Source organism: Rhodopseudomonas sp. NSM (assembly GCF_052445935.1).
Lineage (GTDB): Bacteria > Pseudomonadota > Alphaproteobacteria > Rhizobiales > Xanthobacteraceae > Rhodopseudomonas.
Genome location: NZ_JBQTCH010000003.1, coordinates 176316 through 192560, shown reverse-complemented (window position 1 = coordinate 192560; position 16245 = coordinate 176316). Strand labels below are relative to the sequence as shown.

The following is a 16245-nucleotide window of genomic DNA, read 5'->3' as shown; positions in this document are numbered from 1 at the left end:
GTGGAGGCCGCTCAGAAATCCACGCTCACATTGGCCAGGTACGTTCGAGGAGCCCCCTGGACCAGGTAGTTCGCGCCCGGATACCCGCCCACCGAGGCCCAATAGGATTCGTTGGCCACATTGAGCACGCGGAAACGATAGGTGACGCGCGTCTTGTCCCAGGCCGTGGCGTAGCGCAAACCCAGATCCAAACGCGTCCAGCCGTCGACCTGATAGATGTTCGCCGTGTCGGTGTATTGTTTGCCGGTGTGGATCAGCCGGCCGTCGACCGTCATGCCGGGGATGAAGGGCAGATCCCATTCCGCGCCCAAATTGCCTTGAAACCGCGGCACGCCGACAGCGTAGTTGCCGTTGTAGAGTCCATCCTGCGTGTTCTGCAGCTTGGGATCGATGCCGGTGACACCGCCGAGAAGCCTCAGTCCTTTCACCGGCTCGCCGTAGAAGGACAGTTCGACGCCCCGATTCCGTTGCTCGCCGGCTGCCTGGTAGATCTGGTTTACGACGATCGCCTGCTGTTGGGTGATCGAGAACAGACTGAGCGTCGCGCCGAAATTGCCGCCGTCGAACTTGGCCCCGACCTCGTACTGCGTGCTGATATAGGGGCTCAGCGTCTCCCCCGCATTCAGAATGACCTGCCCGCCGCTGGTCGCCGGTGCAATTCCGCCACGCTGAAGCGCCTCCGCATAGTTGGCGAAAAGCGACACCCCACGGAGGGGCTTCACCACCAGCCCGACCACCGGCGTGACCGCCGAACCTTCGGCAGCCGATCCGAGCGCTCCGGTGTTGTAGTCGAACGAGTCCTGGGTGACTTTCTGATAGCGACCGCCGAGCGTCAACAGCACGCTCTCGTTCAGAAACGCCAGCGTGTCGGCGACGGCGAAACTCGACGTGCGCGTCTTCTCCGTCGTCAAAGGATCGGCGAGAACGCCGCCCAGAAAGTAGTTCGCCGCGGGAGGCGCGACACCGACGGGATTGTAGAGCGTGCCCGCGGCGAAGCCCGCAAAACTGGAGAACGCATACGCGTTCTTGGAATCGAGCGAGGTTCCGGAGCCCGACACGACCACACGATGGCCCACCGGGCCGGTATCGAAGGTGGCCCGCACGCCGGCGTCGCCCGAGAAGGCCGTGTCCTTTCGAGCGTTGTCGAACCGATAGGCGCTCAGGGCCCCGGTCGACGTCGCCGTCGGACTGGCGAGGACATTGTCTTCGTCGCCGAACCGAAAGCCACCCGAAGCCCATGCCGTGACAGAATCGGTCAGGTCGACCTCGCCGCGCGTGACGAAGAACAGATTGCGATCCTGCGCGTATGTCCACGGCTGGGCATAGTTCTGGTCGGCCTTCGGCGGACTGGGCGGCGCTCCTGCAAGTCCGATCTGCGGCCGCGGGCTGTCGAGCCGATGATCCTGATAGCCGAGATCGGCACTGAAACGCGCGTTCTCGCCGTTGTAGTCGACGTCGAGGGACGCGGCCCCGAGCTTTCGATCTTGACCGTCGACCGACGTCTCTCCCGTTCGCCCGGTCGCACCGACACGGACGCCCCATTCCTTGAAGTCGCCAAACCGGCGCGCCACGTCGACGGTGCTGAGAACCTGACCCGAGCTCTCATATCCCACGGTAAGGCTGTTCAGATCGTTCAGCGGGGCCCGCTTCGGCACGAGATTGACCGAGCCGCCGACGCCGCTGTTGCCGGGGGCGGCTCCGTTGACGAAGGCACTGACGCCGCGCAGAATCTCGACCCGTTCGACCAATGGCGCCGCAACAAACTGGCGGGGCACGATGCCGTACAGGCCGTTGAGGGAAAGATCGTCGCCGTAAAGCGGAAAGCCGCGGATGATGTAGAGCTCGGCGAAGTTGCCGAACCCCTGCGCAACCCGCACCGTCGGATCGTTGAGCAGCACGTCGCCGACGCTGGTCGCCTGCTGGTTCCTGATCAGTTCGGACGTGTACGAGACGCCGCTGAACGGGGAATTGGCGTATGCGAGATTGCCCAGCATACCAACCCTGCCGCCGGTCGCCACCTGCCCGCCGGCGTAGGCAGGGGGCGGATCACCAATCGTCCGTGTGGTCCCGACCGTGGCCGTCTGCCTGGGCGCCGGAGGCCGTTCGGCGGATTGCCGTGGCACGACGCGGCCGGCCCGCTTTGGCGCCGACCGCGTCCGAACCGTCGTCGCGCGTTCGCGCTGTCGAGGCGGGTCGACCGAAATCGGCGGCAGCGCGGTCGATGGCGACGTTTGCGCTTGGCTATAAGAGGGGACGCCGCACAACCAGAGTGATGCAACGGTGGTCGCTGCGCCGAGAAGTGCGTAGCGTCGATGGTTGGTGATGCTCATGGTGTCCCCCGATATCGTCGTCAATGACTAGATAAGGGGCGCGACCGGAGCAATATGGCACCGAATAGAATGCGTCTACTCCCACCGAGCAGCGGGTCGTTGGAAGCGACGCGCGCTCTTTCAAAGGCTATTTGTTCGAACGGTTCTAAGTGGGACCGGGCATCGATCGGTGAGCTTGTCGCACGCATCGGCGGCGATAGAAGCCGCGCCGTCGAAGGAGCCTGGACGACTTACGCCATCGCCTTCTTCAGGTCGAACGTCACATCCGCCGCCTGCTCCGGCGTGATCGACTTGCCGAGCGGCAGGATCTTGCGGCCGAACACGTGGTCGGCGGCGCGGTTGACGGATTCGACGCCGATCAGTTGGCCGTCCTTGTAGCAGAACGCCGAGAACGAGCGCTCCGCGACGCTGCCGCGGACGACGACCTGATCGAAGCCGGCGGTGAGACCGGCGATCTGCAGCTTGTCGTCGCCCTGGTCGGACCAGAACCACGGATAGCCGTCATAGGTCCGGGCGTCGCCGGTGAGCCGCGCCGCGACGCAGCGCGCCTGATCGGTGGCGTTCTGCACCGACTCGACGCGCATCACCTCGCCGAACCGCACGCTGTTGAACAGCGCGCAATCGCCGATCGCCGAGATGTTTGGATCCTCGGTGAGGAGCTGCTCGTTGACGATGATGCCGGCCGCGGTGGGCAGCCCCGCCGCAGCCGCGAGCTCGACATTCGGGATCACGCCGACGCCGACCACGATCAGATCGGCCGGCAGGGTCCGGCCGTCGCTCAGCGCCACGCCGGTGACGCGGCCGTTGTCGCCTTCGATCTCGGTGGCGCGCACGCCGTAGTGGATGCGGATGCCCGACGCGGTGTGGCGGTCGTGGAAATAACTGGAGATTTCCGGCGTCACCGCGCGCGCCATCACCCGCGGCGCCAGTTCGACGACGTCGACTTCGAGGCCCTTGGCCCGCGCGGTGGCGGCGAATTCCAGCCCGATGAAGCCGGCGCCGATCACCACCACCTGCTTCTTCTCCGGCATCCGCTGCCGCACTACTTCGCTTTCGTCGAGCGTGCGCAGATACAGCACGTCGTCGAGCGTGGCGTTCGGCACGTCGAGCTGGCGGTTACGCGCGCCGGTGGCGAGCACCAGATGGCCGTAGGCGATCTTGTCGCCGGAGGCGAGCAGCAGCGTCCTGGCGTCGCGGTCGATCGCGACGGCGCGCCCGTCGATCAGTTCGATGGTCTGGTCGGTGAAGAACTTCTCGGGGCGAAACATCAGCGAGTTCGGGTCGCCACCGCTCTTGAGATACGCCTTCGACAGCGGCGGGCGCTGATACGGCAGATGCTTCTCGTCGTTGATCAGCGCGATGCGACCGGTGTACTTGGCCTGGCGCAGCGAGACGGCGACCTGAAATCCGGCGTGCCCGGCTCCAACAATCAAGACCGTCTCGTTCATCGTGATGACTCGTGGCGTTTGAATTCGGCGCGGCGCGCGCCTGGCGGGATGGATCTGCAGCCTCTAGCACAACGACGCGGGCCGGTCAGCCTGCCCGAGCCGCCGTTGTGCCCGAATTTGCCGGCGCCGGACCGGGCTTCAGTAGACCGGCGGCGAGGTGTCGAGCACCGGCCCCTTCGCGCCGTCGAGAATGTCGAGCTCCAGCGTGTCGATCAATAGCGGGCCCCGCTTGCGTTCGACTTCGCCGACCTTTTCGATCCGGCTGAACGTCGCCCGCAACGCCGGGTGGGCGGCGGCGTTGGTCTCGCCGACCAGCAGCAACGGGCCCGCGAGCTGCGCCGCGCTCGGCGACGGCGCCGCGAGCCAGCGATAGCGTTCGTTGCGCTGCGCGACGCAGGTGCTCTTCGGCAGATAGAACGCCAGCCACGCCGTATTGCCGTAATCGTCGGCGAGCACGCAGGTCGCGCCGGTGCGCTCGCGGACCACCGCGATCTCGGCAGCGATCTCGGGATAGCCGACGCCGACCGCGCGCACGCTGGCATCGCGGCGGTAGCCGGTCAGCACGCCGGTGTTGGCCTGGACCACCAGCAGCACGAACATCAGGACGCCGACCGGCGTCGCCCAGCGCCGGCACATTTCGGCGACGCGCCGGGCCCGCGGGCCCCACTCCACCAGGGTGGCGGCCACCGCAGCGGCGACCGCGAAGGCGGGATACAATGCGCCGAGCCAGTTACCCTCGACGCGGTCATGGGTCGCCTGCCAGGCGAAATACAGCGCGATGGTCCAGACGATGGCGTTGATCAGCACGCGCGCGCCCGACGCGCCGGCGCCCCGCGCCAGCCTGTAGAGCCCCATCAGGCCGAGGATATAGACCAGCGGCGTCGCGAGCAGGAACTGGGTCGGGACCAGTTCGAGCAGATAGCCGGGATGGAAACCGTCGACCCTGGCGCGGCCGAGCTGCTTGACGAACGAGATCCACTGGTGCTCGGCGTTCCACAGCACCACCGGCGTGAACATCGCGAACGCGATCACGGCGCCGAGATAGGGCCACGGCGTCAGCAGCCAGCGCCGCTGTTTGGGCACCCACAGCAGCCAGATCACGATCGCCGGGCCGAAGAACAGGGCGGTGTATTTCGACAGCAGTCCGGCACCGACCGCGACGCCGACCGCGAGCCACCAGACGCCTTTGCCCGACGACAGCACCTGCGCGAGCGCATAGAGCACGAAGCTTGATGCCACCAGCAGCGGCGCGTCCGGCGTGACGATCACGGTGCCGACCGAGACCATCATGGTGGCGTTGAGCAGCAGCGTCGCGTTGGCGGCGAGGCGCTGGCCGCCGAACAGCAATTCCGCCGACCGAAAGGTCGCCCAGCTCATCGGCAGCGCCAGCAGCACCGAGATCAGCCGTACGCCGAATTCGGTGTCGCCGGCGATCAGCGTGCCGAGCCGGATCACCCACGCCACCATCGGCGGGTGATCGAAATACGAGGCGGCGAGATGCTGCGACCAGGTCCAGTAATACGCCTCGTCGAAAGTCAGCGGCGTCAGCGCCGCGGCGACGAGGCGCAGCAGCACCAGCGCGACGACGGCCAGGGCGGTGCCGCCAACGTAGCGTTGCGCCGTCGTCATGACCGCGTCAACGCTTGCGCCAGACGAACAGGCCCGACATCGCGTAGTTCCAGACCACGCCCATCACCGCGCCCGCGGCGCCCGCCAGCCACCAGGTGATGTGCTCGTTGTAGACCGCGAAGGCGACGCCGACATTGGCGATCAGACCGACGCCGCAGACCAGATAGAACAGCAGCAGGCCGCGCAGGATGGCAAATCCTCTCAGCCGCTGGTCGCGATAGGTCAGAAAATTGTTGAGGATGAAGTTGCTGGTCATCGCCACCAGCGCTGCCGCCGCCTGCGCTTCCGCGAACGGCTGATCGAACACCACCAGCACCACGTACAGCGTGAGGAAGTGCACGACGACGCCGGTCGAGCCGACCAGCGCGAACAGGATGAAGCGCAGCGACAGGATGTCGTTGCTGTATTTCGCCAGCACCAGCCCGAGGAAATCCAGCGCCACCATCGAGTCGAGCTTGCTCTCGCCGTGCAGCCGGGACCCGAAGCTGAAGGGCACCTCGACGGTGCGCAGACGGCCCTGCCCGGTGGCGACGACGTCGAGCAGGATCTTGAAGCCCTGGGTGGAGAGCTGCGGCGCAAGCTCCTCGAAGCGGTCGCGCCGGATCATGAAGAAGCCGCTCATCGGGTCGGCGATCTCGACCTTGAGGACCTTGCGCGCGAGCGCGGTCGCCAGCGCACTGAAGCCGGCGCGCTGCCGGTCGAAGCTGTCGGCGCTGCCGCCCGCGACGTAGCGGCTGCCGACGACGAGATCGGCCGACCCGCTTTCGAGCAGGCCGAGCATCTTGGCGAGCTGGGTCTCGTCGTGCTGCAGGTCGGCGTCCATCACCGCCGCGAACGGCGCGCTGGCGGCGAGGATGCCCTCGATGCAGGCGCCGGAGAGCCCGCGCCGCCCGATCCGCCGGATGCAGCGCACCCGCGGTTCGCGCAGCGCCAGCGCACGCACCACGTTCCAGGTGCCGTCCGGTGAATTATCGTCGACGAAGATGACTTCCCACGCCACGCCGGCGAGCGCGGCTTCCAGCTTGTGGAACAGCAGCTCGACATTGTCGCGTTCGTTGAAGGTGGGGACCACCACCGACAACTGAAGCGCGGGCGACGGCTCCGCGCGCGTCTCGGCGACCGCTGGACTGGCTTGATTCATGGCGCCAGCGTATATCGAGGCCCGGGGACGCTGCCAAGGCGCGTTCCGTTACAAAATATGTAGCAGAGGACGGGAAACGGGTGGGAAAGGGCGCGCAGAGAGGCGCACAGGACACACCCAAACGTTAACGACCACGAACAACAGGTGCGCGTACATCCGGCGCTCCCTACTATTCTGTGGTCGTTCGGCGGCCTGTGCGTAGCTGGTGAGCCAACAGCATCGGCATCGCCGTTGTAAGCAAGATAGGTGCGCCATTGTCGTCGCGCAAGAGGAGACCGGCATGAAAACCAGGGCGGGCAGCATCCGCATCGGCATCGGCGGCTGGACTTATGAGCCCTGGCGCGGGGTGTTTTATCCGGACAAGCTGCCGCAGCGGCAGGAACTGGAATACGCCGCCTCCAGGCTGACCTCGATCGAGATCAACGGCACCTTTTACGGCTCGCAGAAGCCGGAGAGTTTCCGCAGATGGGCCAGCGAAGTGCCGGACGACTTCGTCTTCTCGCTGAAGGGGCCGCGCTACGCGACCAACCGCAAGGTGCTGGCCGAGGCCGGCGACAGCGTCAAGCGGTTCTACGATTCCGGCGTGCTCGAACTCGGCGACAAGCTCGGCCCGGTGCTGTGGCAATTCGCGCCCACCAAGAAATTCGACGAAGCCGATTTCGGCGCGTTTCTCGAACTGCTGCCGCGCAAGATCGACGGCCGAACGTTGCGCCACGTCGTCGAGGTGCGCCACGACAGCTTCTGCACGCCGCAATTCATCGCCCTGTTACGAAAGCACAACACCCCTGTCGTGTACTCCGAGCACGCGACCTATCCGGAGATCGCCGACGTCGTCGGCGACTTCGTCTACGCGCGGCTGCAGAAGGGCAAGGACGACATCAAGACCGGCTACCCGCCGAAGGCGCTCCAGGCTTGGGCGAAGCGGTTCGAGACCTGGGCCGCGGGCGGCGAGCCGGACGATCTGCCGAAGGTCGGCGACGGCAAGGCGAAGAAGGACAAGCGTGACGTGTTCGCCTACGTCATCCATGAAGGCAAGGTGCGCGCGCCGGCGGCGGCAATGGAACTGATCAAGCTGATCGGCTAGCGCTCGCGCCGGGGTGGCGATCGCCGCCGCACGCGACGAAGCAACGCAGCGTCAGCCGAGCGAGCGCCTGCCGTGGCATGCTGTCGCCTTCGCCTCTCGCTTGCGCCGGATCAATCGCAACGCGGCAACCGGCTGATAGGATTCACGCCAACGAAACAACAGGTGGTGGCAGATGGAAAAACTCGACTTCATGAACGGCCAGATCAAGGCGCTGCTCAACTTCGCCAATGCCGTTATCAAGGCCCACCCCGCGCCGGACAAGCTGCGCCATCATTTCGAGACCATCGCCCGCTCCGACCCGACCTCGCCTGAAGGCCTGTCGATGTCGGAGGCTTACGTCGACGGCATCGCCGATATCGACAAGAAGATCGCGATCGCCCTGGAACACGCCATCGCGACCGGCCAGCGCTGAGGCCGACGTCGGGTTGCACATCGGTCTCTGGACAACCAAACCAGACGCTGCTTAAATCCCCGAATATTTTAGCGTCATTGCGTTCGGGATGAGTGGCTGTGCGTTGCGTTGGCTGGGTGCGCGCGTTTGGCGTGGCCGCGGTCCTGATGACCGGGCCGCTCGGCGCGATTGCGCAGATCGATTTCGGCCCGAGCGATAACAGCCGCAGCGAGATTAGTCGGGTTCTTGACGTCCATTCATTCGAGCCGGACGAATTCGATCAAGACGATTTCGAGTCACAGGATGAGCAAGGACCGCTCGGTCCATCGGACAGCGATCAGCTCGCGACGCTGCTTTCATCGCCAGACTTGTCTGCGGCACGCCTTCCGACGACCGACTTCCCAACCACAGACCGGGCGACGACGGACCCGGCCATAACGGAGCTGGCGACAGCCGATCCGCTCAGCGGCGGTTCGAACGCCGATCAGGTCCTGATGTTCGGCGGCTACGATGTGTGGAGCAACGGCTCGTCCAGCTATGCCGGGCTGCACTGGGCCGCCAACGGGCTGAACGACGACGGCTTCATTCTGCGGCTGTCGATGTCGAATGCGCTGGAGCGCTTCCGGACTCCCAGCCGGACCTACACCACGGCCATCTACCGCGCCGCGCTGATGCCCGGCTGGCGCTTCAAGCGCGGCGAATTCGAACTACGGCTGTTCGCCGGTCCCGACTTCGAGAACCACAATTTCACGCCCGACAAACGCGGGGCCAGATGGCGCGGCCCTCATGCCGGCTTGCGCATCGCCGTGGAGACATGGGCGCAGCCGACGCCGGACATGATGCTCGCGACCGCGTTCTACGCCACCACCATCGCCGGCGGTTACGGCTTCCGCGCCGCCGCCGGCTGGCGGCTGATCGACGCCTTCTGGGTCGGCCCCGAACTCTCCGGATCGCGCGACGAGTTCAGCCGGCAGACCCGCCTCGGGATCCACCTCACCGGGCTGCAGGCCGGTGCCTTCGAATGGTCGGCGGCGATCGGACTCGTCAGCGACAGTTTCGGGCGGAACGGCGGCTACGGCCGGCTGGCGACGCAACTGCGCCCCTGAGGTCGCACCGCCGATCAGCGCGAGAACGCCTGCGCGCCCGCGACCCATGGGCGATCGCCGTCGATCGCGCTGGCGCCGATCTCCCAGCCCGGCCCGCCCCACAGCACGTCGACGGTCCACAGCCTTCCGTCGCGGTCTCGTACGAAGAACAGGTTCGGCACCGCGCTCGTCAGCAGCGCACCCTCCTCGCCGTTCGGCTGCAGTGTCAGCAGACACCACAACTCGCCGAGCGTCGTCTCGCCGCGATCGCCGAGCCACGCGACGATCTCGCTGGCACGTGCCGCACGACGCAGGCGGAACGGCTGCAACGTGGTGCGCACGACGCTGATCTCCGTCTTGGAGACGAAGCGCTGCCGGAACGTCGTGCCGAGCCAGGCGATCGCCACGTCGCCGCGCGCCGCATTCGTCTCGCGGAAATGCTGCCCGGCGATGAAGCGATCACCCAGCGACGAGGTGATCGCCGGATCGGATGGATCGTTCGGGGGACAGGCCTGCGCCGGTCCCGGCTGCAACAATTCGGCCTCGGGCCTGACGCCCGGCAGCGCGGATTGCGCCTGCGCTGCGGCGCCTCCCGCCAGCGCCCCCAGGATTGCGACGACGACCCAGCGATTCAGCAACGACATTCCCGACTCCCGTTCTCTTCCGGGGATCAAGGTAAACATCGTATTAACTATGTAAACGATCTGATTAATACTTGGTTAAGGATAACAATTCAATCAAATCCTCTGAAATATTGAACTCTATACTTATAAATACTTCAGTTCACACGAGCGACGGCACGATCGGTCGGCACACTGGTTCGGAAACACTTGCGGTGAAGGGACTTGTCAGCCCAGCCGCCAGACCGCCATCGGCTCGGCATAGCCGCGCATCGTCACGCTTCCGAGCAGTTGCGCGTCGATGGCGTCGGTGCCGACCTCGTCGCGAATCGCCGATGAGATCAGGACCTGAGTGTCGAAGTCCTTATTGAGCGATTCGAGACGCGACGCGAAATTAACGGTGTCGCCGATCACCGTGTACTCCTTGCGCCGCGGCGAGCCGACGGTGCCGACGACCGCATCGCCGATGTGGATGCCGATGCCGATCCGCAGCGGCCAGTCCTGCCCGGCATTGTTGTCCTGCATCGCTGCCAGCATCTCGCGCGCCGCAGCCACCGCACATGACGCAGCGCGCGGGTCCGCGATCGGCGCGCCGAACAGCGCGAGAAATCCGTCGCCGAGAAATTTGTTCACGATGCCGCCGTGACGCTCCAGGATATCGACCAGCATGGCGAAGGCGTCGTCGAGCCGCGCGACCACCTCCTCCGGCGACCGTGCCCGAGCGGCCCCGGTAAAGTTGCGGAAATCGACGAACATCACCACCACCGTCCGGGTCTCGCCGGTCACCTGCGTGCCCGCCGCGAGCAGTTGCTCGACCACTTGCGGCGAGACGTGCTGGCCGAACAGGCTGGTGATGCGGTCGCGCGCGCCCCCCGCGACGATCGACGTTTCAAACTGCCGGCGGAGCTGCCGGCCGACGCCGCCCGCCAGAATGCCCGCGGTCAGCAACACCACGCTGCGGATCAGATGGAAGGCGAAATCCGGCGGCGGCTCATCGGGAAAGCCAGGCGGACGGTATAACATTGCGATGGCCAGCAGTTCCGCAGCGGCGACGAAGCCGGTGAACAGCGACAGCCGGAAGTCCAGCCACAGCGTCGACAGGATGATGAAGATGAAATACGCGAACGGCACGGCGAAAGCGAGCGCCTGCGCGGAGCCCATGCTGTTCATCTGCAGATACAGCCCGACCGTCGGCAGGCTGGTCTCGATCAGTACGCCCAGGTAGCGCCCGAGATGCGGCACATCGCGCCCCTGGACGAGCCGCCGGCGCAGCATCGTGATGATGCTGACCTCGAACATCAGCAGCGGCGCGTAGGACAGCAGCAGCGGGACCAGCGAGAACTGGCCGCGCCAGATTCTGTCGATGGCCGATGGAAATATCCAGTAAGATACCAGGATAATCGCGATGAGCAGCGAGACGGTGATCAGCAACACCTTCGCCCGCAGCAGCTCGGTGCGCAGCATCTCGCGCGTCAGCGCGCTGCGGAACTCATCGGTCAGCATCGGGCGCTGCGATGAGAACTGAGACGCCCGTCGCCACGGCATTTTCATCGGCCGCTCCTACAGCCCTGAGATCGGCTCAATCCAGCGTCCGCCGAAACCGGGTCACCGCGATCGTCATCGCTATCAGCATCAGGGCCGCCAGCGCCAGCGTGTCGTAGCGCAGATTCTCCAGCGTCGATCCTTTCAGCATGATCGACCGGACGATCCGCACATAATGCGTCAGCGGGAGGCACTCGCCGAGATATCGCGCCCAGGCCGGCATGCCCGCGAACGGAAACATGAATCCCGACAGCAGGATCGACGGCAGGAAGAACATCATCGAGGCCTGCATCGCCTGCAACTGGTTCTGCACCAGCGTCGAGAAGGTGTAGCCGATCGCCAGATTGGTGGTGATGAACAGCGTCGACAGCAAAGCCAGCAGCAGCAGGCTGCCGCGCAGCGGCACGCCGAACAGCAGCACGCCGATGCCGAGGATCAGCGACGCCTGGATGAAGCCGACGCCGACATAAGGCAGGATCTTGCCGAGCATCACCTCGACCGGCGTGATCGGCATCGACAGCAGGTTCTCCATGGTGCCGCGTTCGATTTCGCGCGTCACCGACAGCGCGGTGAAGATCAGCATGGTCATCGTCAGGATGGTGCCGACCAGGCCGGGCACGATATTGAGCCGCGACGACGCTGCCGGATTGTAGCGCGCATGCGCGCGGATCTCGAACGGCGGATTGCCGGGATCGCCGGCGACGCGGTCGTGTTCGAGCGCGGTCTGCACGATCCGGCCGAGCGCCGACAGCGCCGAGCCGGCCGCGACCGGATCGGTGGCGTCGGCCGCGACCAGCAGCGCCGGCTTCTCGCCGCGCCGCACCGCGCGTTCGAAGCCGCGCGGGATTTCGACGCCGAACAGCACCTTGCCGGACAACAGCAGATTGTCGAACTGCTCGACGCTCTGCACCTCCTGGACGAAATTGAAATAGGCGGTGTTCTCCAGCGCCTTCAGGATCGAGCGGCCGAGGTCCGAGTCCTCCTGCAGCAGCACCGCGGTCGGCAGGTGCCGCGGCGTGGTGTTGATGGCGTAACCGAACAGCAGCAGCTGCATCACCGGAATCACCACGATCATCGCGAAGGTGAGACGGTCGCGGCGGAGCTGGATCAGTTCCTTCACCAGCATCGCATAGGTGCGCCGCAGGAAGCCGAAACGCGGGGGCTTGATCGGCTGGATGCGGCCGGTGGCGCTGTCGTCGGCGACGCTCATTGGAAATTGTCCCTGGTGCGGCTCATCAGTTCGATGAACACGTCCTCGAGCGACGGCGCACCGTGCTGCCAGTGCTGACCCGACTTGCGATACGGCGCAATCGTCGCCTCCAGCGCGGCGTGGTCGCGGCCGGAAACGTGCAGGCTGGTACCGAACGGCGCGACCATGTCGACGCCGGGCTTGCCGGCGAGCTCGTGCGCCAGCGCGCCGAGCCCCTCGCCGGTCACGACGTAAGTCGCCAGCGCGGACTGCGCGATCACCTCGTCGACGGTGCCGTGCGCCAGCAGATTGCCGTAGGCGATGTAGGCGATCTCGTGACAGCGCTCGGCCTCGTCCATGTAGTGGGTCGAGACCAGCACGGTGAGCCCCTCCGCCGCGAGGCCGTGGATCTCGTTCCAGAAATCGCGCCGTGCCTTCGGGTCGACGCCGGCGGTCGGCTCGTCGAGCAGCAGCAATTGCGGATTGGGCAGCGTGCAGGCGCCGAGCGCCAGCCGCTGTTTCCAGCCGCCGCTGAGTTCGCCCGCAAGCTGGTTCTCGCGGCCGGACAGGCCGAGCCGCCGGATCATCTCGCGCGCCGCCGCGCGGGCGTCGCGCACGCCGTAGAGCCGCGCGACGAATTCGAGATTTTCGCGAACGGAGAGGTCCTGATACAGGCTGAAGCGCTGCGTCATGTAGCCGACCTGGCGTTTGATCTTGTCCGCGTCGCGCCGGATGTCGTAGCCGAGGCAGGTGCCCTCGCCGCTGTCCGGCGTCAGCAGGCCGCACAGCATCCGGATCGTCGTGGTCTTGCCGGAACCGTTGGGGCCGAGGAAGCCGTAGATCGAACCGCGCTTCACCTGCATCGACAGATCGTGCACCACCTCGCGGCCGTTGAAGGACTTGCTCAGCCCCCTGACGTCGATGGCGATGTCGGGAGCGGCCGATGCGGCGGTCATGGCTTGCCGCCCGCTGCGGCCGGCGCCTGAGCCGGCGTCTGGGCCGGCGTCTTCGGCGTCGGATACACGCTGACCGGCTGGCCGACGCGCAGGCTGGCCGGCCGCTCCGGCCGCGCCTGGATCAGATAGACCAGCTTGTTGCGCTCGTCCTGGCTGTAGATCACCGGCGGCGTGTACTCCGCCGTGGTGGCGATGAAGTAGATCTTCGCGGTGAGATCCGGCGCGCAATTGTCACAACTGACGCGGATAGTATCGCCGATCGCCAGCGTCGGCAGCGCCGCCTCGGGCACGAAGAACCGCAGCTTCATGTTGCCGGGCGGCAGGATCGACAGCACCGGCTTCTGCGCCGCCACCATCTCGCCCTCGCGGAAATAGATCTGCTGCACATTGCCGGTGACCGGCGCGTAGATTTTCCGCCGCATCAGGCGAGTCTTCGAAGTCTCGACGCGGGCCTCGGCCACGCGCAGCGCCGAGATCGCGGAATCGAGATTGGCCTGCGTGCCGGAGCCGGTCTTCGACAGCGACTGGGCTCGGTCGAAGATCTGCTTGGCGTTGGCCAGCGTGGCGTTGTTCTGGTTGAGGTCGGCCTGCTGCAAATCGTCGTCGAGCGTGTAGATCAGCTCGCCCTTGCGGGCCTCGTCGCCCTCGCGGACCGTGAGCCGGGTGATGCGGCCGGATTCGTCGGGGCTGACGAAGATCAGGTCGGCCTCGACCCAGCCCTGATAGCCCGGATCGGCTTTGTTGGTGCAGCCCGCGATCGCCAACAGCGCGGCGACGGCAACAGCGGCGTGGATCGGGCGCGCGATCATGTCGCTTCCCTTTCGTCGAAAATGAGGGCGATATGGGTCCGCAGCAACCCGAGCGAATCCAGCGGCGAGTAGCGGCCGAACAGGCCCTGCCAGATCACCGTCAGCATCGCCGGCGCCATGATCAGTTGCGGAAATTGCAGCAGCGCGTCATTGCGGATCTCGCCGCGCTCGATCCCGTAGGCGATGACGCGGCGCATCGCCGCGAGACCACGCACGACGACTTCGCGATAATGGAATTCGGCGAGTGACGGAAACCGCGGCCCCTCGGTGATCATCAGCCGCAGCAGATCGGCGCGCCGGGTCTGCGTCACTTCCCGAACGAAGACCTCCGCGAACATCTCGAACGTCGCCCGCGCCGATACACCCGGCAATGGCGGCGCATCGAGCTTCTCGATCAGCGGCAGCATCGCCGAGCGCAGCAGTTCCTGGAACAACGCCTCCTTGTCGGCGAAGTACAGATAGATCGTGCCCTTGGCGACGCCAGCGCGCTTCGCCACGTCTTCGAGCCGCGTCGCCGCGAATCCGCGGGCAATGAACTCGTCAAGCGCGGCGTCGACAATCGCGGCGCGGCGCTCCGCCGCGCGCAGCGTCCGCGTCGACGACGCGGCGGCGTTGCGGGACGGATCGCCCGTCGCATCGGCCGGCTTGGCCCGGCCGCGCGCGGCCGGTGCCGGCTGCGGGGTCACGGAAGTTGCGGATCGCTTGGTCGGCCGACGGGTGGCATCTGTCATTCCGAAAATATGACTGACCAGTCAGTCATATTCAAGACCGGATCTTTACGGATGCCGCGTCCGTCCGGTCGTGGTCCTTCCGGACAAGTTGCGGAACGACGGCTCTCAACCGGGATTGTCCCTTGAGATCACAAAAGGGAGAGAAACATGGCATCGATCGAATGGATGTGGGGCGTCGGCATCATCGTTCTCGGCCTCGCGATCGCATTCGCGCTGATGCGCAACCGCGGTCGCACCCGATCGGAGAAGCGGCAGACAGAAGCCGGGACCGAGGCCGTCTATCGCGCCGAGCAGCGTAAGGAGGACGACACGCTGCAGCCCGAGGATCGCGCGCCGCGGCCGATGCCGTAGCCGAGCCGGATCGGCGTCGCGATCAGGCGTGAAACTTCAGTCCGTCGAGGATCTTGTCCACCACCTTGCGCTCGGCCCGCACTGCGAGCCCGACCAGATTGAGATCGGCGCGCGCCACCGCCCTCACCGCCTCGCGGTTCGCGGCGTCGTGCGTGGTCGCGAACATGTCCTCGGTGTAGACGGCCGGGGTCACGCTGCGCGCGAGCGCCCGCTCCAGCGCGCGGGACAGCGCCGCCCGGTCGGCGCCGTAGATCAGGATCGGCTGACCGATCAAGGCGTGATACGTCGTGCCGCTGCCGTCCTGATAAGGTTCGCCGATGCATTCCGGAAACGCCGCGGCGACCCCCGAGGTCAGAAAGGCCGCGACGTTGAGTTTCTGCCAGGCTTCGAGGTCGGTGCGGATCACCAACGCGATCTTGGTATCGAACTGCATGCGAAATCCGTAGCCGAAGTCGGCGGGAGTGTCATCCCTTTGTCATCCCTTGGCGTCGCAGGCCCAGGCCCGGATCACGCATTCCTTGCCGCCATATTCGTAGCACTTGCGAGTTGCGGCGTTCAGCGACGATGAGATCTTCGGCTCGACCGCATAGCCGTGCGCCCCGCAGGGGTTCAGCATGTCGATCGCCAGCGCCGCGCAGGCGCGCCGCATCGTGATGGTGGTGCAATCGCCGTTGCATTGCTTGCGCGCCGCCGCGACGGCGGCGGCATCGGCCGGATAGTCGAAGGCCTTGCCGTAGGCCCCGCATTTGCCGACCGCGAGAGCGCCGGCAGCGTGAGCCGGCACGGAGGCGGCGGACAAAACGATCAACAGGACAGCACGAAGCGCGCCGCGGCGGCGCGGAGCAGCAGACAACCCCAAGATCCCCTCCCCAAGTAACCCGGTGGAACTTTAGGTCGGGAGGACTTTCAACTTGGTGAATAATCCGTCGCGCGCCACGC

The 16245-nt window shown here is 66.0% G+C and carries 16 protein-coding genes; 4 read left to right on the top strand and 12 right to left on the bottom strand.

The features are described 5' to 3' along the window. Positions 1 to 11 precede the first annotated feature (11 nt). The 4 genes from ACTZWT_RS09330 to ACTZWT_RS09315 form a co-directional block, all read right to left on the bottom strand. Positions 12 to 2330, bottom strand: a complete 2319-nt coding sequence (locus ACTZWT_RS09330) for a TonB-dependent receptor (protein ID WP_444769398.1) — start codon at positions 2328 to 2330, stop codon at positions 12 to 14. A gap of 230 nt (positions 2331 to 2560) precedes the next feature. Then, the gene (locus tag ACTZWT_RS09325; protein ID WP_444769397.1) at positions 2561 to 3778 is read right to left on the bottom strand and encodes an NAD(P)/FAD-dependent oxidoreductase; all 1218 of its coding nucleotides are present in this window, start codon (positions 3776 to 3778) and stop codon (positions 2561 to 2563) included. Positions 3779 to 3916: 138 nt separating this feature from the next. Next, entirely contained in the window at positions 3917 to 5407 is a 1491-nt protein-coding gene (locus ACTZWT_RS09320; protein WP_444769396.1) for a glycosyltransferase family 39 protein, read from the bottom strand. A gap of 7 nt (positions 5408 to 5414) precedes the next feature. Beyond that, positions 5415 to 6548 (bottom strand): glycosyltransferase, encoded by a 1134-nt coding sequence (locus ACTZWT_RS09315; RefSeq protein WP_444769395.1) that lies wholly within the window; start codon positions 6546 to 6548, stop codon positions 5415 to 5417. Between the two features lie 280 nt (positions 6549 to 6828). Between ACTZWT_RS09315 and ACTZWT_RS09310 the strand changes: the two genes are divergently transcribed. The 3 genes from ACTZWT_RS09310 to bcsS all read left to right on the top strand — a co-directional run bounded on the left by ACTZWT_RS09310 (position 6829) and on the right by bcsS (position 9129). Then, a complete protein-coding gene (locus ACTZWT_RS09310; RefSeq protein ID WP_444769394.1) occupies positions 6829 to 7632 on the top strand; it encodes a DUF72 domain-containing protein in 804 nt (267 codons plus the stop codon). 172 nt (positions 7633 to 7804) lie between these two features. Further along, a complete protein-coding gene (locus ACTZWT_RS09305) occupies positions 7805 to 8044 on the top strand; it encodes a hypothetical protein (protein ID WP_444769393.1) in 240 nt (79 codons plus the stop codon). 473 nt (positions 8045 to 8517) lie between these two features. Beyond that, positions 8518 to 9129: a cellulose biosynthesis protein BcsS gene (gene bcsS / locus ACTZWT_RS09300; RefSeq protein WP_444769392.1), complete on the top strand. Its 612-nt coding sequence runs from the start codon at positions 8518 to 8520 to the stop codon at positions 9127 to 9129. A 14-nt stretch (positions 9130 to 9143) separates the two neighbouring features. Here the strand turns inward: bcsS and ACTZWT_RS09295 are convergent, their stop codons facing one another. The 6 genes from ACTZWT_RS09295 to ACTZWT_RS09270 form a co-directional block, all read right to left on the bottom strand. Next, entirely contained in the window at positions 9144 to 9752 is a 609-nt protein-coding gene (locus ACTZWT_RS09295; protein WP_444769391.1) for a hypothetical protein, read from the bottom strand. A gap of 204 nt (positions 9753 to 9956) precedes the next feature. Continuing rightward, positions 9957 to 11279, bottom strand: coding sequence for an adenylate/guanylate cyclase domain-containing protein (locus ACTZWT_RS09290; RefSeq protein ID WP_444769390.1), 1323 nt, complete (start codon positions 11277 to 11279; stop codon positions 9957 to 9959). 28 nt (positions 11280 to 11307) lie between these two features. Then, the gene (locus ACTZWT_RS09285) at positions 11308 to 12480 is read right to left on the bottom strand and encodes an ABC transporter permease (protein WP_444769389.1); all 1173 of its coding nucleotides are present in this window, start codon (positions 12478 to 12480) and stop codon (positions 11308 to 11310) included. After that, entirely contained in the window at positions 12477 to 13415 is a 939-nt protein-coding gene (locus tag ACTZWT_RS09280) for an ABC transporter ATP-binding protein (protein ID WP_444769388.1), read from the bottom strand. Before ACTZWT_RS09280 ends, ACTZWT_RS09285 begins: the two co-directional genes overlap by 4 nt. Further along, on the bottom strand, positions 13412 to 14224 hold the full coding sequence (locus ACTZWT_RS09275) for an HlyD family secretion protein (protein WP_444769387.1): 813 nt from the start codon (positions 14222 to 14224) through the stop codon (positions 13412 to 13414). The genes ACTZWT_RS09280 and ACTZWT_RS09275 overlap by 4 nt, the downstream gene beginning before the upstream one ends. Beyond that, a complete protein-coding gene (locus tag ACTZWT_RS09270) occupies positions 14221 to 14955 on the bottom strand; it encodes a TetR family transcriptional regulator (RefSeq protein WP_444769386.1) in 735 nt (244 codons plus the stop codon). Before ACTZWT_RS09270 ends, ACTZWT_RS09275 begins: the two co-directional genes overlap by 4 nt. Positions 14956 to 15102: 147 nt before the next feature. Here ACTZWT_RS09270 and ACTZWT_RS09265 point away from each other — a divergent pair, with 147 nt between their 5' ends. Next, positions 15103 to 15306 (top strand): hypothetical protein, encoded by a 204-nt coding sequence (locus ACTZWT_RS09265; RefSeq protein WP_444769385.1) that lies wholly within the window; start codon positions 15103 to 15105, stop codon positions 15304 to 15306. A 22-nt stretch (positions 15307 to 15328) separates the two neighbouring features. On the opposite strand, the gene ACTZWT_RS09260 is transcribed toward ACTZWT_RS09265, so the two are convergent. Together ACTZWT_RS09260 and ACTZWT_RS09255 are read right to left on the bottom strand one after the other, a co-directional pair. Continuing rightward, on the bottom strand, positions 15329 to 15739 hold the full coding sequence (locus ACTZWT_RS09260) for a DUF2000 family protein (RefSeq protein ID WP_444769384.1): 411 nt from the start codon (positions 15737 to 15739) through the stop codon (positions 15329 to 15331). 42 nt (positions 15740 to 15781) lie between these two features. After that, positions 15782 to 16165: a DUF4189 domain-containing protein gene (locus tag ACTZWT_RS09255; protein ID WP_444769383.1), complete on the bottom strand. Its 384-nt coding sequence runs from the start codon at positions 16163 to 16165 to the stop codon at positions 15782 to 15784. Positions 16166 to 16245 lie beyond the last annotated feature (80 nt).

Coding starts and splice junctions, on each gene's coding strand:
- ACTZWT_RS09330 (WP_444769398.1), bottom strand. CDS start 2,330: ATGAGCATCACCAACCATCGACGCTACGCACTTCTCGGCGCAGCGACC.
- ACTZWT_RS09325 (WP_444769397.1), bottom strand. CDS start 3,778: ATGAACGAGACGGTCTTGATTGTTGGAGCCGGGCACGCCGGATTTCAG.
- ACTZWT_RS09320 (WP_444769396.1), bottom strand. CDS start 5,407: ATGACGACGGCGCAACGCTACGTTGGCGGCACCGCCCTGGCCGTCGTC.
- ACTZWT_RS09315 (WP_444769395.1), bottom strand. CDS start 6,548: ATGAATCAAGCCAGTCCAGCGGTCGCCGAGACGCGCGCGGAGCCGTCG.
- ACTZWT_RS09310 (WP_444769394.1), top strand. CDS start 6,829: ATGAAAACCAGGGCGGGCAGCATCCGCATCGGCATCGGCGGCTGGACT.
- ACTZWT_RS09305 (WP_444769393.1), top strand. CDS start 7,805: ATGGAAAAACTCGACTTCATGAACGGCCAGATCAAGGCGCTGCTCAAC.
- bcsS (WP_444769392.1), top strand. CDS start 8,518: ATGTTCGGCGGCTACGATGTGTGGAGCAACGGCTCGTCCAGCTATGCC.
- ACTZWT_RS09295 (WP_444769391.1), bottom strand. CDS start 9,752: ATGTCGTTGCTGAATCGCTGGGTCGTCGTCGCAATCCTGGGGGCGCTG.
- ACTZWT_RS09290 (WP_444769390.1), bottom strand. CDS start 11,279: ATGAAAATGCCGTGGCGACGGGCGTCTCAGTTCTCATCGCAGCGCCCG.
- ACTZWT_RS09285 (WP_444769389.1), bottom strand. CDS start 12,480: ATGAGCGTCGCCGACGACAGCGCCACCGGCCGCATCCAGCCGATCAAG.
- ACTZWT_RS09280 (WP_444769388.1), bottom strand. CDS start 13,415: ATGACCGCCGCATCGGCCGCTCCCGACATCGCCATCGACGTCAGGGGG.
- ACTZWT_RS09275 (WP_444769387.1), bottom strand. CDS start 14,224: ATGATCGCGCGCCCGATCCACGCCGCTGTTGCCGTCGCCGCGCTGTTG.
- ACTZWT_RS09270 (WP_444769386.1), bottom strand. CDS start 14,955: ATGACAGATGCCACCCGTCGGCCGACCAAGCGATCCGCAACTTCCGTG.
- ACTZWT_RS09265 (WP_444769385.1), top strand. CDS start 15,103: ATGGCATCGATCGAATGGATGTGGGGCGTCGGCATCATCGTTCTCGGC.
- ACTZWT_RS09260 (WP_444769384.1), bottom strand. CDS start 15,739: ATGCAGTTCGATACCAAGATCGCGTTGGTGATCCGCACCGACCTCGAA.